Annotated in this window: 15 protein-coding genes; 9 read left to right on the top strand and 6 right to left on the bottom strand. The window is 71.6% G+C overall.

The features are described from left to right. Positions 1 to 121: 121 nt before the first annotated feature. On the top strand, positions 122 to 1,765 hold the full coding sequence (locus ACIPSA_RS22850) for a glycoside hydrolase family 13 protein (RefSeq protein ID WP_402637803.1): 1,644 nt from the start codon (positions 122 to 124) through the stop codon (positions 1,763 to 1,765). Here ACIPSA_RS22850 and ACIPSA_RS22845 read toward each other — a convergent pair. After that, complete coding sequence (locus ACIPSA_RS22845; protein ID WP_402638127.1) at positions 1,762 to 2,517, bottom strand: DUF4142 domain-containing protein; 756 nt, start codon at positions 2,515 to 2,517, stop codon at positions 1,762 to 1,764. The genes ACIPSA_RS22850 and ACIPSA_RS22845 overlap by 4 nt on opposite strands. Before the next feature lie 338 nt (positions 2,518 to 2,855). Here ACIPSA_RS22845 and ACIPSA_RS22840 point away from each other — a divergent pair, with 338 nt between their 5' ends. Next, complete coding sequence (locus ACIPSA_RS22840) at positions 2,856 to 3,542, top strand: DUF6445 family protein (RefSeq protein WP_402637802.1); 687 nt, start codon at positions 2,856 to 2,858, stop codon at positions 3,540 to 3,542. Positions 3,543 to 3,578: 36 nt separating this feature from the next. Here the strand turns inward: ACIPSA_RS22840 and ACIPSA_RS22835 are convergent, their stop codons facing one another. Beyond that, on the bottom strand, positions 3,579 to 4,079 hold the full coding sequence (locus ACIPSA_RS22835) for an FxLYD domain-containing protein (RefSeq protein WP_402637801.1): 501 nt from the start codon (positions 4,077 to 4,079) through the stop codon (positions 3,579 to 3,581). Between the two features lie 188 nt (positions 4,080 to 4,267). Here ACIPSA_RS22835 and ACIPSA_RS22830 point away from each other — a divergent pair, with 188 nt between their 5' ends. After that, positions 4,268 to 4,705 (top strand): SHOCT domain-containing protein, encoded by a 438-nt coding sequence (locus tag ACIPSA_RS22830; RefSeq protein WP_402637799.1) that lies wholly within the window; start codon positions 4,268 to 4,270, stop codon positions 4,703 to 4,705. A gap of 36 nt (positions 4,706 to 4,741) precedes the next feature. On the opposite strand, the gene ACIPSA_RS22825 is transcribed toward ACIPSA_RS22830, so the two are convergent. Next, positions 4,742 to 7,483, bottom strand: coding sequence for a cation-translocating P-type ATPase (locus ACIPSA_RS22825; protein WP_402637798.1), 2,742 nt, complete (start codon positions 7,481 to 7,483; stop codon positions 4,742 to 4,744). Positions 7,484 to 7,495: 12 nt separating this feature from the next. After that, a complete protein-coding gene (locus ACIPSA_RS22820) occupies positions 7,496 to 8,569 on the bottom strand; it encodes a polyphosphate kinase 2 family protein (RefSeq protein ID WP_402637797.1) in 1,074 nt (357 codons plus the stop codon). A 253-nt stretch (positions 8,570 to 8,822) separates the two neighbouring features. Between ACIPSA_RS22820 and ACIPSA_RS22815 the strand changes: the two genes are divergently transcribed. Then, positions 8,823 to 9,482 (top strand): DUF4328 domain-containing protein, encoded by a 660-nt coding sequence (locus tag ACIPSA_RS22815; RefSeq protein ID WP_402637796.1) that lies wholly within the window; start codon positions 8,823 to 8,825, stop codon positions 9,480 to 9,482. A 182-nt stretch (positions 9,483 to 9,664) separates the two neighbouring features. Next, the gene (locus tag ACIPSA_RS22810; protein WP_402637794.1) at positions 9,665 to 10,603 is read left to right on the top strand and encodes an MIP/aquaporin family protein; all 939 of its coding nucleotides are present in this window, start codon (positions 9,665 to 9,667) and stop codon (positions 10,601 to 10,603) included. A gap of 59 nt (positions 10,604 to 10,662) precedes the next feature. Here ACIPSA_RS22810 and ACIPSA_RS22805 read toward each other — a convergent pair whose 3' ends face one another. Beyond that, positions 10,663 to 11,208 carry a hypothetical protein gene (locus tag ACIPSA_RS22805; RefSeq protein ID WP_402637792.1) on the bottom strand — a complete coding sequence of 182 codons (546 nt, stop codon included), beginning with the start codon at positions 11,206 to 11,208 and terminating at the stop codon, positions 10,663 to 10,665. A 153-nt stretch (positions 11,209 to 11,361) separates the two neighbouring features. On the opposite strand from ACIPSA_RS22805, the gene ACIPSA_RS22800 reads away from it, so the two are divergent. Both ACIPSA_RS22800 and ACIPSA_RS22795 read left to right on the top strand, forming a co-directional pair. Beyond that, on the top strand, positions 11,362 to 14,004 hold the full coding sequence (locus ACIPSA_RS22800) for a glycosyl hydrolase (protein ID WP_402637790.1): 2,643 nt from the start codon (positions 11,362 to 11,364) through the stop codon (positions 14,002 to 14,004). A gap of 786 nt (positions 14,005 to 14,790) precedes the next feature. Beyond that, on the top strand, positions 14,791 to 17,703 hold the full coding sequence (locus tag ACIPSA_RS22795; RefSeq protein ID WP_402638126.1) for a SpoIIE family protein phosphatase: 2,913 nt from the start codon (positions 14,791 to 14,793) through the stop codon (positions 17,701 to 17,703). 121 nt (positions 17,704 to 17,824) lie between these two features. Here ACIPSA_RS22795 and ACIPSA_RS22790 read toward each other — a convergent pair whose 3' ends face one another. Beyond that, positions 17,825 to 18,868: an alcohol dehydrogenase catalytic domain-containing protein gene (locus ACIPSA_RS22790; protein WP_402637788.1), complete on the bottom strand. Its 1,044-nt coding sequence runs from the start codon at positions 18,866 to 18,868 to the stop codon at positions 17,825 to 17,827. A gap of 265 nt (positions 18,869 to 19,133) precedes the next feature. Here ACIPSA_RS22790 and ACIPSA_RS22785 point away from each other — a divergent pair, with 265 nt between their 5' ends. Both ACIPSA_RS22785 and ACIPSA_RS22780 read left to right on the top strand, forming a co-directional pair. Then, on the top strand, positions 19,134 to 21,044 hold the full coding sequence (locus tag ACIPSA_RS22785; RefSeq protein WP_402637787.1) for a glycoside hydrolase family 15 protein: 1,911 nt from the start codon (positions 19,134 to 19,136) through the stop codon (positions 21,042 to 21,044). After that, the gene (locus ACIPSA_RS22780; protein ID WP_402637786.1) at positions 21,037 to 22,407 is read left to right on the top strand and encodes an MFS transporter; all 1,371 of its coding nucleotides are present in this window, start codon (positions 21,037 to 21,039) and stop codon (positions 22,405 to 22,407) included. Before ACIPSA_RS22785 ends, ACIPSA_RS22780 begins: the two co-directional genes overlap by 8 nt. Positions 22,408 to 22,412 lie beyond the last annotated feature (5 nt).

Raw genomic sequence — 22,412 nt, 5'->3', positions numbered from 1 at the left:
TCATCACAACTCCGTCACACAAGGAGTGTTCCGCTCCGCAGAGTGCGAAGGTTCGCTTTCCCGGCAATGTGGACAGTGTCTGTACTGCCGTTCCTCTGCGGTCCTTCCCAAGGGAGCCCGTGTGACCGACCATTCCTCCAGGAACCCCGACTGGTGGCGGCAGGCCGTCATCTACCAGGTCTATCCGCGCAGTTTCGCCGACGCCGACGGCGACGGACTGGGCGACCTCAAGGGACTCACCGATCGCCTGAACCACCTGGCCGCGCTCGGCGTCGACGCCCTGTGGCTCAGCCCCTTCTACCCCTCCGAACTCGCCGACGGCGGCTACGACGTCGCCGACCACCGGGACGTGGACCCGCGCCTCGGCACCCTGGACGACTTCGACGCCATGGCCGCCGAGGCCCACCGCCTGGGCCTGAAGGTGATCGTCGACATCGTCCCCAACCACACCTCGCACCGGCACCCCTGGTTCCGGGAGGCCTTGAGCGCGGGCCCCGGATCCCCGGCGCGCGACCGCTACGTCTTCCGCCCCGGCCGCGGAACGGACGGCGAACTCCCGCCCACCGACTGGCAGTCGGTCTTCGGCGGCAGCGCCTGGCGCCGCGTCCCCGACGGCGACTGGTACCTCCATCTCTTCGCCCCCGAACAGCCCGACCTCAACTGGGACAACGAGCAGGTCCGCGCCGACCTCCGCACCACCCTGCGCTTCTGGTCCGACCGAGGCGTCGACGGCTTCCGCATCGACGTGGCCCACGGCCTGGCGAAGGACCTCACCGAACCGCTGCGGGACGTCGGCGACCTGGGCGCGACGGGTGAGGAGGCCCTGGAGCGGCTGGCGCCCGGCACCCACCCGTACTGGGACCGCGACGAGGTCCACGAGATCTACCGGGACTGGCGCAAGGTCTTCGACGCCTACTCACCGCCCCGCACGGCGGTGGCCGAGGCCTGGGTCCCGGACGCCCGCCGCGCGCTGTACGCCCGCCCCGACGAACTGGGCCAGGCCTTCAACTTCGAGTATCTGCAGACGGGCTGGGACGCGGACCGGCTTCGCGAGGTGATCACGGCCTCGCTGGCCACGGCCCACACCGTCGGGGCCTCCGCCACCTGGGTGCTGTCCAACCACGACGTCGTACGTCATGCCTCACGCCTGATGCTCGCTCCCGGCACGGACGAGAACGCCTGGCTGCTCTCCGGCGGCCACGCACCCGAGGTCGACGCGCCTGCGGGGCTGCGCCGGGCCCGGGCGGCCACCCTCCTCATGCTGGCCCTGCCCGGATCCGCGTACCTCTACCAGGGTGAGGAACTGGGCCTGCCCGAGGTGGCCGACCTGCCCGTGTCCGTGCTCCAGGACCCGGTCTGGGAACAGACGGGCCATGTCCGCAAGGGCAGGGACGGCTGCCGGGTGCCGCTGCCGTGGACGAGGACCGGCCCGTCGTACGGCTTCGGGCCGGGCGCCGCCTGGCTGCCGCAGCCGCCGTACTTCTCCGCGTACGCCGTTCAGGCGCAGGCCGCGACGGAGGGCTCCACCCTGGAGCTCTACCGCACGGCCCTGCGCCTGCGCCGCAAGCTGCAGGAGGGCGAGACGCTGACCTGGGTGCCCGGAGCCCCCGCCGGAGTCCTGCACTTCACCCGCACGGACGCCTGGCGCTGCGTCGCCAACCTGTCCGGCGAACCGGTCCCGCTGCCACCGGGCGAGGTGCTCCTGAGCAGCGGGCCCCTACGGGACGGCCGACTGGACCCGGACACGACCGTCTGGCTCGGCTAGCCCGCTGTCGGGCTGGGGTTGGGGGTGGCCGCGCCGGCGCCGGTCCCGCCGCTGCCGCCGGCGATGCCGTCGATGTCCACCGGGGTGGAGGTGGCGTTCGGCGGCGGGGTGAGCACGACCTCCGGCTGCCCGGCGGGCGGAGGCGGCGGGGTCACGTCGGAGGCGGGCAGCTTCGGCGGGGTGGTCTGCTGGAAGAGGGTCTGGTCGAAGTCGACCAGACCGGTCTTCTCCATCACCGTGATGTGGTCGAGCACGGTGTTGTTGGCCTGGTCGGCCAGGGCGCGCACGAGCGTGTTCTTGGTGGTGGACCGGATCTTCGCCACCGTGTTGAAGATCGAACCGTGCGTCATGCGCAGGATGTTGGCGAAGTCGGTGTCGAACTTCTTGCCACTGTCCGCCTTCAGGGTGTTGACGAAGCCCTCCTGCTGCGGGCTCGCGATGTTGGGCAGCGTGATGTTCAGCATGGGTGCGATCTTGCGGCAGGTGGTGTCCAGCGCGGCGTGCCCGTCGACCAGGTGCTGACTCGCGGTGAGGACCGCCTTCGTGGTGCCCTTCTGCAGGCCTATCTGACCGACCGGGTACTCCCACAGACCGGCCGCCCGCACCTTCACCACGAAGTCCCGGTCGCCCTCGGTCAGGGGACCCCACTGGGTCTGGGCGATGACACGGTCCGGCGAACTGGAGACCGTGTTCACACCGAGCATGCTCGGATAGGCGAGTGCCGCGAGAGTCAGGCTCAGGGCACCGCCCACGAAGAGAGTTCCCGTCGCGTTCCGCGAAAAGCGCACCGTGTCTCCTGCCGGTCGTGGATCCCGCCTGCAGGCGGTTCGGCCACCCAGCAGTACGGATGAAAACAGGGGTAGGACTCTATGCCTTTGGTAAAAAGTTATGAGGTTCCGGTGAGGCGGGTTGTGGCGCGACGGGCGCACACCGAGTACCGAACGGGCGGGCGCCGGGTACCGAACGGGCGCACACCGGGTACCGAACGGGCGGGCGCCGGGCGTCGGTTGGTGAAAACATTGACCATCGGACCGGATTGTTGACCACTTGGCGGGAGAGTCCTGACGAAACCCCGCCCTAGATTCGCCGCATGCCCCCACAGCCTCCCCCCAGGGTTCCCGCCGCGCTCCCCGTCCTCCCCTATCGCAAGCCCACCAAGGGCCGCGACTACTGGGTACTGGACGACGTCCTGCCCGACGTGGACGCCGTGCGGGAGCGGTGTCTCGCCAAGGACGACTGGGCCAAGGGGTATCCCTACACCTCGGAGACCTGGCCGGGACTGCGCGCCATGCCCGGCCTCGAACCATCCGAACTGGGCCGGGTCGAACGGCTGGTGAGGCAGGCCACCGGGGCCAGGGAACTGTGGGTGCAGCAGGCGCCCGGCGGCGGAACCCTCAACCACAACTGCGTGCAGGTGGTGGGGGAAGGGGAGAGCGAGCCCCGGCCGCACACCGACTCGCGTGCGCTGTGCCGGTATGCCGCCGTGCTGTACCTCAACCCCGGGGTCCCCAAGGACTGCGGGACCAGTTTCTACCGGCAGTCGCTGCCCGGCGGCCGCCTCGGCGGCAACGTCGTCCAGGCCCCGCACAACAATCTCGTCGAGGCCCTGGGAACGCGGTTCGTGGCGCCCGACGCCTTCGAGGAGGACGTGCGCGTCCCCCACAAGTACAACCGCCTCCTCCTCTACAACGCCAACCTCGTCCACAGCGCCACCGGCTACTTCGGCAGGACGCTGGAGGAGAAGCGGATGACGGCCGTCTTCTTCTGGATGGCCTGAGCGGGGCGGCGGGTTCAGCGAGGCTTCAGCGAGGGCTCAGTGGCGCAGAGCCCTCGTCACCTCCGCCTTCACCGTGCCCGACAGTTTGTGCGTGCTCCGGGCCGTGGCCGCGGCGGACTTGCCCGCCGCCACGTCGTCGACGGTGACGACGACCGTGTCGAGGAGATTGCCGCCGGAGTCCTTGAAACTGACCTGGACGGCGAAGGACTTGGCCGAGTCGGCCGTGTTGGTGGCCGTGACCTCCACCGTGGTGCGGCCGTCGGAGGCCGTGGCCGGCGTTCCGAGCTTCACCTCGTCCTTGGCCTCGACGCCGTTCTTCACCTCGTCGAGCCGCCGTCGCGCCTCCGCGCTGGCCGACGCGACCACGTCCGCGCCCTTCGAGGCCAGGGACGAGGCGGCCGACGCCGCCTTGCTGACTGCGGCCGACGCGGCCTTGCTGGCGGTCGACGACGCGTTGCCGTTGTCGGAGCAGCCGCTCAGTCCCGCGCCCACCGCCACCGTCAGCGCCAGCGCCGCACCCGTCCGGTACCCAGCCATCACGTTCGCCTCCAGCGGGCCCGATCGCCCGGTCGTCCGGTCGTCCAGTCGTCCTCCCAGTCAAGATCCCGAGCCGTGCGCCCGCATGTCGACGTCATCCGTACGCCGTAACACGGCACGTCAACACGGCCCGTCCTCACCCGCACCGGGTGAGGACGGGTGCTTCCCGTTGTGCGCAGGCTGAGGGCATGGACACACCGGAGTACCTCGCGTACGACTATCCGCTGCTGAGCGCGTTCTGGACGATGCTGTGGTTCGTCCTGCTGGTGATGTGGTTCGTGCTGCTCTTCAAGGTCATCGTGGACGTGTTCCGCGACGACTCCCTGAGCGGCTGGGCGAAGGCCGGCTGGCTGGTGTTCGCCATCGCGCTGCCCTTCCTCGGCGTCTTCGTCTACGTCGTCGCCCGCGGCAAGGGCATGGGGCAGCGTGAGATGGCGGAGGCGCGCGAGCGGCAGGCGGCCTTCGACTCCTACGTCCGGGAGACGGCGGCCACTGCCCAGAGCCGTCCCAGCAGCGCGCAGGAGCTCGCCAGACTGTCCGAGCTGCGCAACCACGGTGACATCACGGACGACGAGTTCCGCCGGGCGAAGGAACAGGTGCTGACCAGCAGCAGCACCCCGAGATGAAATGACGTGACCGGCGGCCCCTGTGGCGTGAGCTCCTCACGCCACAGGGGCCGCCGGTCCGGTCGTCCTTCCGGTGTGCCTGGCCACGAGCTTGCCGAGCTCCCACAGCACCAGCAGCGCGATCGGCGGCAGCAGCGCCCAGCCGAACTGGCGCGCGGTGATCTGGGTCGTGCCCAGCAGCCGCTGGAACCCGTCCATCTGGGTGACCAGCACCGCGAGCGCGAACTCCACGAGCATCGCCCAGTTCATCTGCTTGCTGTCGAAGCTGGCCGTGGTCAGGACGGTCCCCGTCTCGCTGCGGCATTCGAGCGCGGCCACGATCAGACAGAGCGCGAAGGAGGTGAACGCGATCGACTGGCCGACGGCGGTGCTGCCGTAGTGCGACTCGCCCAGCTTGATGAGGGCGAGCAGCCCGACCGTGATCACCAGCCCGGACAGTCCGACCGTGATCATCACGCCCCTGGTCAGCACGGGCTCGCCGCGCGGCCGCGGTCTGCGCTCCATCAGCCCGGGACTCTGCCGGTCGAAGCCGAGCGCGAAGCCGAAGGCGGCGTTGACGAAGAAGTGGATCCACAGCACCTGGGGCGGGGTGAAGGGCTCACCGGCGGCGATGTCGAACAGGGTCGCGCCGAGGAACGTCAGCACGAACACGACGAGGAGTACGAGGACGAAGCGGATGTACTTGGTGAGGTTGTCGTAGATCTTGCGGCCCTGCTCCACCGCGAAGACGATCGTGGCGAAGTTGTCGTCCGCCAGCACCATGCGCCCGGCGTTCTTGGCGACCTCGGTGCCGGAGCCCATGGCGATGCCGATGTCGGCCGCCTTGATGGCCGGGGCGTCGTTGACGCCGTCCCCGGTCATGGCCACCACGTCTCCCTTCTTCTTGAGCGTGTCGGCCAGCAGCACCTTGTGCTCGGGGGCGACCCGGCCGACCACCCCGATGCTGTCGATCCGGCTGAGCCGCTCGCTCTCCGGCAGGGCGGCGAAGTCGGCGCCCAGCATGGCCTCGCCCTCGATGCCGAGCTGCCGGGCGATGGCGGCGCCCGTGACGACGTCGTCCCCGGTCACCATCCGCACCCGGATGTGCGCCGCCTGCGCGTCGGCCACCGCGGCCCGCGACTCCACACGGGGCGGGTCGACCATCCCGACCAGGCTCGTCATCTCCAGTTCGGTGACGTGCGCGAGCAGGTCCCCGTCGGGATCGAAGACGGCGGGGTCGAGGTCGCGGCGCGCGGCGGCCATCACCCGCAGCCCCTCGCCGCCCATCCGCTCGACATGCGTCTGGGCCCGCTGCCGCAGCTCCGCGTCCCACGGGACGGCCGTACCGTCGCGCAGCGCGGTCGTGGCGCGGGCCATGACCGCGGGCGCTGCCCCCTTCACGAAGCACCGCACGACCGGGCGGCCCGCCGCGTCCGTGGCCGAGTGGAAGGTGGCCATCAGCTTGTACGAGGGGTCGAAGGGCAGCGTGGCCAGCCGGGGCAGCCGCTCCCGGGAGGCGTCGATGTCCAGCCCGGCCTTGTGGCCGAGGACCAGCAGGGCGCCCTCGGTGGGGTCGCCGACCACCGTGCCGTCCACCAGCCCGGCGTCGCTGGCCAGCACGTACGGCAGGATCGCGTCCTCTATGCCGGGCGTGCTGCCGATGGCGTGGTGGACCTTGCCCGCCAGTTCGTATCCCGTGCCGGAGATGGTGTAGCGGTCGCCGGGATCGAGCACCTCCACGACGGTCATCTGGTTCATCGTGAGCGTGCCGGTCTTGTCGGAGTTGATCGCCGAGGTGAACCCCAGCGACTGCACCGACGGCAGGTCCTTCACGATCGCGTGGCGCCGGGCCAGGTCCACCCCGCCGATCGACAGGATGGTCTGGGTCACCGTGGGCAGGGCCTCGGGGATGGCGGCGATGGCCAGCGAGACCGCGCTCACGAACAGCGCGTCCCACGCCGTGCCGCGGCTGCGGCCCAGGGCGAACATCACGATCATCGTCAGTCCGGCCGCCCCCGTGATCCACAGGGTGAGCCGGTTGAGCTCAAGGTCCAGCGGGGAGGCCTCGCGGGGCGTCGCCGACAGCATCCCGGCGATGCGGCCGAGTTCGGTGGCGGCCCCCGTGGCCGTGACGATCACCGTCGCGCTGCCGTGCGTGACCGGCGTGTTCATGAACGCCATGTTCGTCCGGTCCCCGGGCCCCAGGTCGCCGTCGGGCAGGGTCGTGGGGTCCTTGGCGGCGGGCACGCTCTCGCCCGTCAGCGCCGACTCGTCGATCTGCAGGGCGCTGGCCGCGATGATCCGGCCGTCGGCGGGGACCTCGTCGCCCGCGGTGAGGAGCACGACATCGCCGACGACGACCTCCTCGGCCGGGATCTCGGACTCCGTCCCGTCCCTGCGCACCCGGGCGGTCACCTTCAGCATCGACTTGAGCGCGTTCATGGCGCTCTCGGCCTTGCCCTCCTGGCGCATGCCGACGACCGCGTTGAGGACCGTCAGCACCATCAGGAGTATCCCGGTGTTCCACTCCGCGATCAGGAAGGACACCACGGCGGCGGCCACCAGGACCAGCTGCATATAGCTGCGGTACTGGGCCAGATAGCGGCGCCAGCCCGGCAGGGGCTTCTCCTCCGGCAGCGCGTTCGGGCCGTGCGTCCGCAGGAGCTCCGCCGCGCGCGCCGAGGACAGCCCCAGGGCCGGATCCACTCCGAACGCCGCGGCGACGTCCTGCGCAGGACGCGCGTACCAGGTCCCGCCGTCCGGCGCCCGCTCGTGCGGCGCGTCTGTCTGCGCGGTCATGGCGGCCTCCCCTCAGCTTTTTCCGCCGGAGTGCTTGCCCTTCCTGCCGGCCTTCTTGCCGCCTTTCCTGCCGCCCTGCTCGTCGTCTTTCGCGTCGCCTTCCGCGTCGTCTTCCTCGTCGCCTTCCGCGTCGTCTTCCGCGTCGTCCTTCTCCCGCGAGGCGGCGTACGGGTCGGCGGCGGCGCCCTTGGGTGCCTCACGCTCCAGTTCCCGCTTCACCTCGGCCAGCTCGCGCCGGGTCTCGTCGCTGACGTGCGGGTAGTGGGGGTCGATGCCGATCAGGGTGTGCGCCAGCACCGCGGCGGCGCAGATGCGCGCGAACCACTTGTGGTCGGCCGGTATGACGTACCAGGGCGCCCAGTGTGTGCTGGTGGCCGACAGCATCTGCGAGAACGCCCACTGGTAGTCGTCCCAGCGGGCCCGCTCCCGGACGTCGGCCGTCGAGAACTTCCAATTGCGCTCGGGGACGTCGATGCGCTTGAGGAAGCGGATGCGCTGCTCCTCCTTCGACAGGTTCAGGAAGATCTTCACGATCCTGAAGCCGTTGTCGGTCAGGTAGCGCTCCCAGTCGTTGATCTCCCGGTACCGCCGCTCCCACACGTCTCCCTTCCGGGCGGCCGCCGGGAGCTTCTGCCGACGGAGGTTGTCGGGGTGCACCCGCACCACCAGGACCTCCTCGTAGTGGGACCGGTTGAAGATGCCGATCTCGCCGCGCGCCGGCAGATGGAGGGCGTACCGCCACAGGTAGTCGTGGTCGAGTTCCTCGGCCGAGGGCACCTTGAATCCGGTCACGCGTACGCCCTGCGGATTGACGCCGCTCATCACATGGCGGATCGTCCCGTCCTTGCCGCCGGCGTCCAGTGCCTGCAGGCACATGAGCACCCCGTAGGTGTCCTGGGCGGCCAGCCGCTGCTGATAGTCGGCGAGCAGTTCGATGCCGCTGCGGAGCATCTCGACGCCGTCCTTCTTACGGAGGCCCGCCGTGTACCCGGGGTCGAAGTCCTTCGCCAGATGCACCTCGGTGCCGGGCACGACCCGCAGGGGGTCGATGAAGTCCGCGATGCGCTCGGCTCTGTCGTCGGCCATCGTCCACCGTCCCTTCCGGCGCGCCGTCCCGGGCAGCCGCGTACCGGAAGCGTCCCTCCGCCGGGCGGCGGGAGGCCTCACCCGCGGCGGGTGGTTAGGAGCCGTACCGGTTGCCGGGGCGGGCGGCCGCCGACGGCAGATGTCAGCACCGTGTAGCGGCAGGTGTCAGCACCGTGTACCGGTCGTGCCACGGCTTCGCGGGTCGTCAGCACGGCGCCTGGGCACGGTCCCGCGGGTGCGGCACGATGCCCGGGTGAACGATCACATAGCTCAGTACCCGCAAGTCCCCGCCCTGCCGCCGGTCCGGGGGATCGCTCGGTGGGCGGTCGCCGCTCTTCTGCTCGCCGGTGCCGCCTGGACGGTCCGCGCGGTGTGGGAGATCCGCCTCGCCGTGGCGGGGGAGCCCGCCTCCGGGCCGCCGGACCAGGGGGACGGCCGTCACCGGCCGCTGACGGCGCTGGAGGACTCGTACCACATCGTCACGTCCGCGGGCGGCGTCGCCGTACTGCTCTGCGTCCTCGTGTTCCTCATGTGGCTGCAGCGCGTCCGGGAGAACGCGCGGACCCTCTCGGGGCAGCCGCCGCGCTACGCCGGCATCTGGGTCTACCTGGGCTGGTTCCTGCCCGTCGCGAACCTCTGGGTGCCCCGCGGTCTGATCGCGGACGCCTACGGGGCGAGCACCGGCGGGAAGCGGCCGCCGATGGTGCTGAACGTGTGGTGGGTCCTGTGGGTCATCGGCATGGCGAGCGGAGTCGGGCTGCTGTACACCGACTCGAAGGACGAGATCATCGAACGGGCCTACACCGGGGTGTGGCCGCTGCTGGCGTCGGACGCGGCGATGGTGGGCGCGGCCGTGGCCGCCGTGTTCGTCGTACGTGCCGTGACCGCGGCGCAGGAGGAGCGCGCGGGGTAGGGCGGCGCCGCGGCCGACCCGCCCGTCCGGGCGGGTCGGCCGAGGGGGTGTGACCGCAGGGGGAGCCGGGCGGACCGGTCGGATCCCGGGCGAGGTCGTCCGCAGTGTCGGAAATCGATTCGTGCGCAACGATGGTGTTACGACCGAAATGCACCGGAACGCACCCTCGGAAGGGGGTCGAGATGGCTGTGGAGATCCCTCCCCTGATAAAGCCCTCGCGGCTCAGGCGCCGCGGAGGCCTGTTGGGCGAGTGCCTGGCAGAGTTCCTGGGGACGTTCGTCCTCATTTCGTTCGGATGCGGTGTCGTGGCGACGGCGGTCGCGGCGCTGCCCGGATCGGGCCGTGCCGCGACGCCCACGACGATCTTCCTGGCCGCGGGCGACTGGCTGCTGATCACCTGGGGCTGGGGACTGGCCGTGGTCTTCGGCATCTACGTGGCCGGCGGTGTCAGCGGAGCGCACCTCAACCCGGCGGTGACGCTGGCGTTCGCCGTGCGCCGCAAGTTCGACTGGATCAAGGTGCTCCCGTACTGGCTGTCGCAGGTCCTCGGCGCCCTGACCGGGGCGGCGCTGGTCTTCGGCGTCTACCACGACGCGATCAACGCGTACGACGCGGTCTCGAAGGACCCGCATGTGGGCGGGAAGACGCTCGCCACGTTCTCGATCTTCGCCACCTTCCCGGCGCCGTACTTCAACGGTGGTGTCTGGGGACCGCTGTTCGACCAGATCGTCGGCACCGCCTTCCTGGTCATGTTCGTCGTGGCGGTCGTCGACCTGCGCAACACGGCGGTGCAGGCGAATCTCGGCCCGCTGGTGATCGGCTTCGCCGTCGCCGCCATCGGCATGTCCTACGGCGCGAACGCCGGCTACGCCATCAACCCGGCGCGTGACTTCGGACCGCGCCTGCTCACCTGGTTCGCCGGATGGGACGGTTATGCCTTCCCGGGGGACGGCGCGTGGTTCAGCAACTACTTCTGGATCCCGATCGTCGGGCCGCTGGTCGGCGGCACGATCGGTGTCCTGGTGTACGACCTGTTCATCGGAGACGTCCTGCACGCCCGCGCCCAGCTGGGCGAACTTCCGGAGCCCGGCCGGACACGCCCGACCATCGACGAGGAGTGACGGCACCCCGCGGGGGGCGACCGGTACGGCCGGCCGCCCCCCCGCCGGTGCTGTGCGGGTCAGCAGCCGGTGCCGACCGGGGTGAACTCCATGCGGGTGTTCTCATCCGTGCCGACGGCCTGGTCGTAGGTCGTGGCGTCGACCCGGTACCAGACGTCGTCCTCGGTGGTGACGCCGTTGACGTCGTCCAGCTCCACACACCACCGTTCGGGACGTACGACGCGCCGGTACGTCTCCGTGCCGCTGCGGACCTGCTTGCAGGTCCGGGACTGCTGCGTGGTGTACCAGGTGCGGGTGCTGCGCCTGGTGCCCGTTCCCGTGGTGGACGTGTGCCTGACCCGTCTGGTGGTGGACGTGCACTCCTTGACCAGGTGCGGGCGGGTGTCCCCGACCGTCCGCCGGGAGACGTGGCGGACGTCGTCCCGGAGCCCGGAGACGGTGTCCGCCTCCGCCGGCGGTTCGGTGTCCTGGGCGGCAGTGTCGCTGCTGTAGCCGACGGAGTCGTCCGGCATCTGGTCGTCGGCCCCCGCGCCGCCGCACGCGGCGAGGGCGACCATGAGGATCGCCGTCGCCCCGGCGGCGATCAGTCGCTGCTTGGTGAACATATGGCCGAATCCGATCGGTCATGAGGCGCGCTGTCAAGATCGGTTTCTAGTGACAGGTTCTGGTCAAAGTCTGGCCAAAGTGCCGGACGTTCTCTCATTTACGTGGTCGGGTCTCCTGCGACGGCTGAATCAACGCCCGTTCGGGAGGATCCGTTGCCACCACTCACCCGTAAGAGACGATGGCTCACGATCAGCGCCATCACCGCCTCCGCCGCACTCGTGTCCGTACCCGCCGGCGCCGCCCCCGGTCACGACAGCACCCCCTTCGGCGCCCGTACCCTCGCCCGGCTCGCCGCAGAGCGAACGCATGCCGCGGGCGGCGTCACCCCCAAGGCGAAAGCCGAGGACGAGGACGACGGCAACGAGGCCGACGAGATCGCCGAGGGTGCGGACCAGTACGCGGAGGCCCGCACCTCGCCCGGCATCGTCGCGCCGGGCGCGTACGGCGCCGCCTGGAGCAGCCTGAGCAACCTGCCCAGCACGAAGGCCAGTTGGCGGAACGTCACCGACCTGCCGTACAACTCGGACGACCCGCGCTACCGCGACTACGACTCCAACTCCAGCGGCGGCGCCGGAAATGTCACCGGCCGGATGGCCGCGATGGCCGCCGACGACGACGGATACGTGTACGCGGGCAGCGCCGGCGGCGGGGTCTGGCGGTCGCGGAGCGGCGGCGGGCACTGGCAGCCCATCAGCGACCGGCTGTCCGCGCAGTCCACCGGCGCGCTCGCGCTCGACGGGGCCGGGCGGCTGTGGCTGGGCACCGGCGAGGCGACCACCAACGCGGACGCCTACCTCGGCAGCGGCGTCTACGTCCTGACCCGCCCGCACCACGGGAACTTCTCCATGCGCAGCCGCGTCGGCGGCGACGAACTGGAGAGCACCACCATCCACCAGCTGCGCTTCGGCGGCGGCAAGGTGTGGGCGGCGACCAGCGAGGGCGTGTGGAGCCACTCCACGAAGAAGCTCACCGGCGCCTGGAAGCAGGAGTTCGCGCCCAACCCCGACTATCTGCCGGGCGGTTCGAAGGCTAGCGACCCCTCCGCCGCGTACAAGAACATCGCCAACGACATCGCGATCGACCCGAAGGACCCCGCCAAGGTGGTCCTGGCGGTCGGCTGGCGCAGCGGTGACGACTACAACGGCTTCTATACCCGGGTGAACGGCACCTGGACGCGGATCACCAGCGGCCTCGGCGATCTGCCGGCCGACGCGGACGGCGTCGGCAACGTCACCTTCGCCCGCTCCGCCGACGGCTCCCGCTACTACGCCATCGACCAGTCGCCGGAGCAGCTGAACACCAACCCGGACAGCGGCCTCGAGGGCATCTTCGTCTCCAAGTCCGGCTCCCCGGCCGGCCCTTGGACGAAGATCGCCGACTACAAGGGCCTCGCGGCCGACGGCTCGGCGCTCACCACCAGCGGCTACATGCCCGGCATCCAGGCCTGGTACAACCAGTTCCTCACCGTCGACCCGAGCGACCCGCAGCACGTGTACGCGGGACTGGAGGAGGTCCACGAGACCAAGGACGGCGGCAGCACCTGGTCGGCGGTCGGGCCGTACTGGAACTTCGGCTTCTCCTGCTGGAGCATCGACCCCGCCAAGCAGACCGGTGACTGCAACCAGACCACCCACCCCGACCAGCACGGCGTCGCGATCGGCCGCTACCACGGCAAGAGCTACGTGTACGTCGGCAACGACGGCGGCGTCTACAAGCGACCGGTCGACGGCGCCCAGGACTCCTCGGGCCACGCCACCGACTGGACCTCGCTCAACGACGGCACCATCGACACCCTCCAGTACTACTCGGTGGGCATCGGCAAGGACCTGACCTACGGCGGAGTCTCGGTCACCGGCGGACTCCAGGACAACGGCCAGTCCGTCCTGCGCGGCAACGACACCGTGATGGGCTCCAACTTCGGCGGCGACGGCGCCGACACCCTCACCGACCCCGCCAACGGCTGCAACATCGCCGAGGAGTACGTCTACCTCGCGGTCCAGATCACCCAGAACTGCGCCGTGAACGACGGCAGTTGGACCACCGACCCGAGCAAGGTCACGTCGTACAACGTCGCTCCGGCCGACAGCGCCACCAGCGAGGCCCGCTTCATCGCCCCGCTCGCGGCCGACATGAAGAACAGCTCGACCTGGATCGCGGGCGGCCGCCATGTGTGGGTGCAGACCCACGGCTACGCCATCCGCAGCGGCTCGGAGTGGACCAGCCTGCACGACCTCGGCGCCGGGCGCACCGCGACCGCCGTCGCGGCCTCGGGCGGCAAGGTGTACGTGGCCTGGTGCGGCCCCTGCAACAACCAGGGCTTCGCCCGTGGCATCGCCGTCGGCAACGAGGACGGCACCGGCTGGCACGACATCACCCTGCCGGCGGACGGGACCGTACCCAACCGCTACCTCAGCGGCTTCGCCGTCGACCCGAAGAACGCCGACCACGTCTACCTCGCGGTCAACGGCTTCTCCCGGCACTGGACCGAAGGACCCGGCGCGGGCGTCGGCCATGTCTTCGAGTCCAAGGACGGCGGCACCACCTGGACGGACATCTCGGCGAACCTGCCCGACGTGCCGGCCAACTCCGCGGTCGTCACGCCGAACGGCGGCCTCGCCGTCGCCACCGACCTCGGTGTCGTCTACCGTGCGCCGGGCCGTACGACGTGGCAGCGCGTGGGCCGGCTCCCGGCCGTCGCCGTGCTCCAGCTGAAGCTGAGCCCGGACGGCGGCACGCTGTACGCGGCCACCCACGGCCGTGGCATCTACACCGTCAAGGTCCGCGACTGCGACTGACGCGAGACCGAGCCGGACAGGGGTGGTCCCGGCCGCATCCCGGTTTCCGGGGGCGGCCGGGGTCACCCCTCCCGCGGGTACGGCACCACGCTCACGTCCAGCGTGAAGGCGACGCCCGCCGCGCCCGCCACGTCCGGCGCCTTCGCCGAGGCGGTCACCTCGGCCGTACCGCCCCGGGTGCCCGCACAGCGCAGTGAGGCGCGGGCGGTGCCGTCCGGGTCCACACGCCATCCGGACGGCAGCACGAAGACCGGTGCGGAGCTGTGCACGCCCGTCCACCGCCGGTCGTCCGTACGGGGCTCCAGGACGAGGGACACCACGGTCCCGGGCCGTACGCACAGCCGCCGCCTCGCCGGGGCGCCGGGGGCGACGGCGACCTCCGTGTGCCCGGCGGCACAGCCGTCCGCCGAAGCGGAGGGCGGCGACGTCGAGCCGCTCCCGGATCCGGTCGTGCTGGATCCGGTCGTGCCGGGTCCCGTCGTGCTGGATCCGGCCGTGCCGGACCCCGTCGTGCTGGATCCGGCCGTGCCGGACCCCGTCGTGCTGGATCCGGCCGTGCCGGACCCCGTCGTGCCGGACCCCGTCGTGCCGGACCCCGTCGTGCCGGACCCCGTCGTGCCGGACCCCGTCGTGCCGGTTCCGGACGGCGTCGCGGCCGGTCCGTCGCCCGCCGAGCCGCCGCAGGCCGTCAGGACCACCGCCCCGGCGACCAGCCATCCCCCGGCCCACCACCGCATGCCGCACCTCCCGGCCCGCTCGTACGCACACCAGCATGCCCTGCGTGTGATGCAATCCACACTTGAACTAGGGCTTGAACTAGGCTGGGAGGTGAAGGAAGTGATTCCGTTGCCCGTCGCCTGGGACGACATCGGCGGCCTTGTCGATGCTCACGAGCGTTTTCTGGCCGGTTCTTCAGTCGAGTCGGACGTGCGCGGTCCGGTGCTGGACTCCTGGAAGCGGTGCAGGTTCGATGGGCTCGAACCGCACCGGCTGCTGATCCCCTACTCACCCGGTCTGGCGTTGGACGACCGGTTCCTTCAGGCGGCCGACCCGGTGCTGAAGGCCCTTGCCGCGTCGTTCGCCGAGGTGAACATGACGGTCGTGCTCTGCGACGCCCAGGCCCGCCTGATCCGGCGGTACGGCGGTGACCGGGGGCTGCGCGACCGCCTCGACGCGGTGCACTTCGCCCCCGGGTTCGACGCCTCCGAGCATGCCGCGGGCACCAACGGCGTCGGCACCGCGCTGGCGGAGCGCGGCCCGGTCTATGTCGCCGGACGTGAGCACTTCGCCGACTGCCTGCAGCCGTTCGCCTGCGCGGGCGCGCCCGTCAGGAACCCGCTCAGCGGCCGTATCGAGGCCGTCCTCGACCTCACCTGCCTGCGCGGTGACGGCGACCCCGCCATGCTGCGGCTGGTGCGGGAGGCCGCCCGCGACATCGAGGCACGCCTGCTGGGCCAGGCCGCGGAACGGGAACGGGCCCTGCTCGCCGCGTACCGGCAGGCCGGCCCGGGCGGATGGCCCCCGCAGGCCGAGCCCGCACCCCCGGCGCGGGGGCCGGGCCGCAACGGCGGCGACATCGGCCGGATCGACCTGGCCGTGCTGCGGGAGAAGGCCGAGGAACTCATCGCCTCCCCGCTGCACACGGTCGAGGAGGTCGCCCTCTCCGACGGCCGGACCGCCACCCTGCTGCGCCGCCAGGTCAAGGGAGCGACCGGTGAGACGGGCGTGGTCGTCGAGGCCCGTGTGCTCGGCGGCCCCCGACTGCGCCACCTGGCACCCACGCCACCGCCACCGCCACCGCCACCGCCACCGGCACCGGCACTCCTGGCGGTCCCGGCCCACCCGGCCGTGCACGCCGTCGCCCCACCGGCGCCACTGCCCCCACCGCCCTCACCGACCCGGCCCGCTGCGGACGAGGCCGGCACCGATGCCGGCACCGACGGCTGGCTGCTGCTCCTCGGCGAGCCCGGCGTCGGACGGCTCGCCGTCCTGGCCCGTCGGCGCCTGGAGCTGCTGCACGACGCGGGCATCCGGATCGGCACCACGCTGAACGTCACCCGCACCGCGGAGGAACTCGCGGAGGTGGCCGTCCCCCGCTTCGCCGACTTCACCTCCGTCGACCTGCCCGACTCCGTCCTGCGCGGCGACGAGCCGGGCCCCCTCGGCGCGGACGCCCCGCTGCGCCGGGTCGCGATGGGCGCCGTACACGAGGAGTCCCATCTGTACGGCGTCGGCGACGCGGTGCGGTACGTCCCGACCACGCCGCAGGCCCGCAGCCTGGAGACCCGGCAGTCCGTACTCGAACCCGTGCTGGCCGAGGCCGGCGGCTGGCTCGCCCAGGACCCGGCCCGGCTGGAGAAGACGCTCGCGGCGGGCATCCACTCGCTGATCACCGTTCCGCTGCGGGCCCGCGGCACGACCCTCGGCGTGGTGAGCTTCTACCGCTCCGAGCGGCCCGCCCCCTTCGAGGACGACGACCTGTCCCTGGCCCAGGAACTGGCCGCCCGCGCGGCGATCTGCATCGACAACGCCCGCCGCTACACCCGCGAGCACACCACCGCGCTCGCCCTCCAGCGCAGTCTGCTGCCACGGGGCCGGCCCGAGCAGAGCGCCGTCGACGTCGCCTACCGCTATCTGCCCGCGCAGGCCGGAGTGGGCGGCGACTGGTTCGACGTCATCCCGCTGTCCGGCGCCCGGGTGGCGCTAGTGGTCGGTGACGTGGTCGGCCACGGTCTGCACGCCGCCGCCACCATGGGCCGGCTGCGCACCGCCGTACACAACTTCTGCTCCCTGGACCTGCCGCCCGAGGACCTGCTCACCCACCTCGACGACCTGGTCGGGGGACTGGACCGGGGAGAGGGCTGGGGAACGGGAACGGAGGAGAGCGCCCCGGACCCCGGGATGGCCGGCGCGACCTGTCTGTTCGCCGTGTACGACCCGGTGTCCCGGCGGTGCACCCTCACCCGCGCCGGGCACCCGGTCCCCGCGGTCGTTGGACCCGACGGCACCGTGGACTTCGTCGACCTGCCGCCGGGACTTCCCCTCGGGCTGGGCGGGAACCCCTTCGAGACGGCCGAGCTGGAACTGGCCGAGGGCAGCCAGCTGGTGCTCTACACCGACGGACTGGTCGAGGACCGGCAGCGGGACGTCGACACCGGCCTGGACCAGCTCCGGACCGTCCTGGCCTGCGCCGGCCGGGCGCCGGAGGACACCTGCGAGGCGGTGCTCGACGCGCTGCTCCCGGCCCGGCCGAGCGACGACGTCGCCCTGCTCGTCGCCCGCACCCACGCCCTGGGGCCCGACCGGGTCGCCCAGTGGGACCTGCCCAGCGACCCGGCGGTCGTCTCCCGAGGCCGCGCGGCGGTCACCGACCAGCTGGCCGCCTGGGGCCTGGACGAACTCGCCTTCACCACCGAGCTCGTCGCCAGCGAACTGGTCACCAACGCCATCCGGCACGCGACCGGCCCCGTCCGGCTGCGTCTGCTCCGCGACCGCGCCCTGATCTGCGAGGTCTCCGACGGCAGCGCCACCTCCCCCCGGATGCGCCGCCCCCGGAGCGAGGACGAGGGCGGCCGCGGCCTGTTCCTGGTCGCCCGCCTCACCGAACGCTGGGGGACCCGTTACACCACCGACGGAAAGATCATCTGGACCGAGCAGTCACTGCCACACCGCAGGGGAGGGGCCGACGGCGGCTGGTGAGCACCGGTCGGCCCCCGGGCTGGGCAGGGTTCCCCCTGTTCGAGCGAAGCCGAGAACTTGGGGGAGCGACCAGCCACGACGGACCCGCGGACGACACACCGGACTTCTTCCGGCGGAGTGCTCAGCGGCCCGTGGTGAGGACCATCCGGAAGCGGGCCCTTCCCTCGGCCATCTTGGCCACCGCGGCCGCGGTCTCCTCCAGCGGCATCTCCTCGACCCACGCCCGGACGCCGGTCTGGGCGGCGAAGCGCAGGGTGTCCTGGATGTCGACGGCGGAACCGGAGGCGTGCCCGTAGACCTTCCGGGCGTTGGTGATCAGCTGGAAGGGGGTGACCTTGATCTGGTCGGGCGAGACGCCCAGGACGACGAGTTCGCCGCGGCGGCCGAGCCCGTCGACGGTCGCGTTCATCGCGTCGGAGTTGGTGACGGTGGCCAGGACCACCTTGGCCCCGCCGAGCGCCTGCAGCGCCTGGGCGACGTCACCGGCCGTGCTGTCGATGTAGTGGGCGGCGCCCAGCTTGTGCGCCAGGTCCCGCTTCTCCTGGCCGCGGGCGATGGCGGCCGTGTCGAAGCCCATCTTCTGGGCGAACTGGACGCCCAGGTGACCGAGACCGCCGAGGCCCAGGACCGCGACGGTGTCGCCGGGGCGGGCGCCCGTGTTGCGCAGCGAGTTGTAGACCGTCACCCCCGCGCAGGCCAGCGGCGCGGCCTCGACCGCGGTCAGCTGGTCCGGGATCTTCGCGAGGGCGACGGCGGGCACGACGACGGAGTCGGCGTAGCCGCCGGAGTAGGCGACGCCCGGGACGGACAGCTCCGGGCACAGGACGGCGTCGCCGTCGCGGCAGGCGTCGCAGTGGCCGCAGCTGCCGCCGTACCAGCCGACCGCGACCCGGTCGCCGACGTGCCAGCCGGTCACGTTCTCGCCGACGGTGTCGATCCGCCCGGCGATCTCATGACCGGGTGTCACCGGGAACGTGGTCCCGGGCAGCATGCCCGAGCTGATGAGCAGGTCGGAGTGGCACACACCGCACGCCTCGACGGTGATCCGCACGGACTCCGGCCCCGGTTCCCGCCGGGCGACCTCGACCAGCGCCGGTGTGCCGTCGGGCGTGGCGACCTGCGCGGCGCGGAGCGGGCCGTTGTGGGAGGTGGTGGACGCAGACATGCTCTGACCCCTTCGTCGTGGCGCGGGCCCGGGGGCGGGCCGCCACACGTACCGGCTCGCTCCACCCCCAGTCGATATGGGCGGTTTTTCACGGTCTGCCAGTCCGACGATAAGCAGGCACGGCCCCTCTCGCACGCGCGCGTGCGGCCCCGCCGGGCCGCTCACCCGCGGCGGGTGAGGCCGGGGCGCCGCGGCGGTCGAACGATGGACGGGAGCGGTCGGGACGATGCCTGCCCGGACGCGACGGCTCGACGGAGGAGGCCTCGTGGACCGGTACCCGCCCATCGCGGAGCACGGGATGGTCGGCGATCTCCAGACGGCGGCCCTGGTGTCGTCCGGCGGAACCGTCGACTGGTGGTGTGCCCCGCGCTTCGACTCGCCCAGTGTCTTCGCCTCGCTCCTGGACAGTGAGCGCGGCGGCCACTGCCGTCTCGCCGTCGACCTCCCGGAGGGGAACGGTCTGACGGTGCGACAGCTCTACCTGCCCGACACGGCGATCCTGGTCACCCGGTTCATGGCACCCGGCGGCGTCGGCGAGGTGGCCGACCTGATGACGCCGGTCGACTCCACGGCACCGACGGACCGGCACACTCTGCTCAGGGTCGCCCGAGTCGTCCGCGGCAGCCTGCCCTTCGGCTTCACCTGCCGCCCGCGCTTCGACTACGGACGTGCCTCGCACACGCTCACGCTGGACGACGACCGCTCCGCGGTCTTCCGCGGCCCGGGAACCGACCTGCATCTGCAGTCCACCACCGGGGTCGCCCTCCGGGCCGACGGCGACGACATCACCGCCCGCTTCACCCTGTCCGCCGGCGAGGCGGCCGCCGTCGTGCTGACCAGCACCGCGAGCGGGGGCGCCGTGCCGCCCCGGCCGTCGCTTGCCGGTGTCGTCGACACGGTGGAGGCGTGCCGGGCCTTCTGGCTGTCATGGCTGCGGACGTGCACGTACCGCGGACGCTGGCGGGACATGGTGAACCGCTCGGCGATCACGCTCAAACTGCTCACGTACGCGCCCACCGGGGCGCCCATCGCGGCGGCCACCATGGGCCTGCCCGAGCAGGTCGGCGGTGAACGCAACTGGGACTACCGCTACACCTGGGTCCGCGACGCGTCGCTCTCCGTCCGGTCCCTGATCGACCTCGGCTTCGAGAACGAGGCGCATGCCTTCCGCCGCTGGCTGCGCGACCGTGTCGAGGCCCCGGACACCGCCTCCGGCGATCCCCTGCAGATCATGTACCGGGTCGACGGCGACCCCCACCTGACCGAGGAGACGCTGGACCACCTGGAGGGCTACATGGGCTCCCGGCCGGTGCGGGTGGGCAACGCGGCGGCCGACCAGTTGCAGCTCGACATCTACGGCGAGGTCTCCGACGCCCTGGTGGCCGGCCGGGACATGGGGGCGATACGCGGCTGGCGGGCCATCAGCCGTGTGGCGGACTGGCTCGCCGCCAACTGGGACCGGCCCGACGAGGGCATCTGGGAAACCCGCGGCGGCCGGCAGAACTTCACCTACAGCCGGCTGATGACCTGGGTCGCGTTCGACCGCTGCATCCACGCGGCCGTCGCCCACTCCCGTCCGGCCGACCTCGCCCGCTGGACCGAGGCCCGCGACAGGGTCTTCGAGCAGATCGTCGAACGCGGCTGGCACGAGAAGCGGCAGGCCTTCGTGCAGCACTACGACACGGACGTGCTGGACGCCTCGCTGCTGCTCATGCCCCGGGTCGGCTTCATCTCCCCGCAGGATCCGGCCTGGCTCACCACCCTCGACGCCATGGGCGAGGAACTGGTGAGCGACAGCCTGGTCTACCGCTACAACCCCGCCGCCTCGCCCGACGGGCTGCGAGGCTCCGAGGGGACCTTCAACCTGTGCAGCTTCTTCTACGTCGAGGCCCTGGCCCGCGCCGGCCGGCTCGCCCAGGCCCGGTACGCCTTCGACAAGATGCTCACCTATGCCAACCATGTCGGCCTGTTCGCCGAGGAGATCGGCCCCTCGGGCGAACAACTCGGCAACTTCCCGCAGGCGTTCACCCACCTCGCGCTGGTCACCGCCGCCATGGCGCTGGACGAGCAACTGAGCGAGGCGCAGACGCGACCGGGAAGCGGCGACGACCTCCCGGTGGCCCAGGGCTTCGCGGTGCCGGTGCCGCCCGCGGGCGGAGGTGAGGCAGGTGGTTGAGACGGACCGGGCGAAGCGGGCCTCGCAAGGGCAGCGGATTCTCGCCCCGCTGGCCCTGGCCCAGTTCATCTGCAGTTTCGCCGGCTCCAACATGAACGTGATGATCAACGACATCAGCAAGGACCTGGGCACCACCGTGCAGGGCGTGCAGGTGGCCATCACGATCTTCCTGCTGGTCATGGCGGCACTGATGATCCCCGGCGGCAAACTGACCGACCGTTACGGGCGCAAGCGCTGCCTCCTGGTGGGCCTCGTCGTGTACGGCGTCGGCGCGCTGCTGAGCGCGGCCGCGCCGGGGCTGGGCGTCCTGATCCTCGGCAACTCGATCCTGGAGGGCGTCGGCACCGCGCTGCTGATCCCGCCCGTCTACATCCTCACGACCCTCCTGTTCCCGGACCTGACCTCCCGCGCCCGCGCGTTCGGCATGATCATGGCGCTGGGCGGCATCGGGGCCGCCGCGGGCCCGCTGATCGGCGGGCTGATCACCACGGCGATCAGCTGGCGGGCGGCCTTCGTGTTCCAGGCCCTGGTCATCGTGGTGATCGTCGTCCTCAGCCGCCGGATCGAGGACCCGCTGCCGCCCGATCCGACCCGCCCCTTCGACACCGGTGGGGCGGTCCTGTCCGCCGTCGGCCTCGTCCTGATCGTCATGGGCATCCTGGCCGCGGACAACAACGTGTGGCTGATGCTCGGCCTGCTGGGCCTCGGCGCGCTCGTGCTCTGGTGGTTCTTCCGCTCCGTACGGGCCAAGGAGGCGGCGGGCGAGGAGCCGTTGCTGTCACTGTCCCTGTTCCGCGACCGCACCTCCAATCTCGGGCTCGTCACCCAGAACGTCCAGTGGCTGCTGCTCATGGGCACGTCGTTCACGGTGGCCGCCTACCTCCAGGTCGTGCGCGGCTACGACGCCATCCAGACCGGGGTCGTCTTCACGGCGGCCACCCTCGGGCTGCTGGTCTCGTCGCTGTGCGCCGAGCGGCTGGCGAAGCGGCGCCCCCAGCGGACGCTCATCATGACCGGCTTCGTGGTCTGCGTCGTCGGCATCGCCGTACTGGTCACCCTGGCCGGCGGCTACGCCACCGCCTGGGCCTACGCCCCCGGGCTCCTCCTGATCGGCCTCGGCCTGGGCGTGATGCTGACCCCGTCGGTCAATGTCGTCCAGTCGAGCTTCCCCGAGGAGCGGCAGGGCGAGATCTCCGGCCTGTCCCGCAGCATCTCCAACCTGGGCTCCTCCTTCGGCACGGCCATCGCCGGCACGATCCTCGTCTCCGGGCTCACCAGCGGCGCCTACGCCGCCGCGATGATCACCCTGGGGGTGTTCGGCCTCGGCGGCCTCGCGGCGGCGGCGCTGCTGCCGCGCCACTAGGGGGC

Origin of the sequence: Streptomyces sp. NPDC086549 (assembly GCF_044746205.1) — a bacterium.
In the GTDB taxonomy this organism is placed as follows: Bacteria; Actinomycetota; Actinomycetes; order Streptomycetales; family Streptomycetaceae; genus Streptomyces.
Note: the sequence above shows the minus strand (reverse complement) of the source record. Positions and strands in the feature narration are given on the sequence as shown.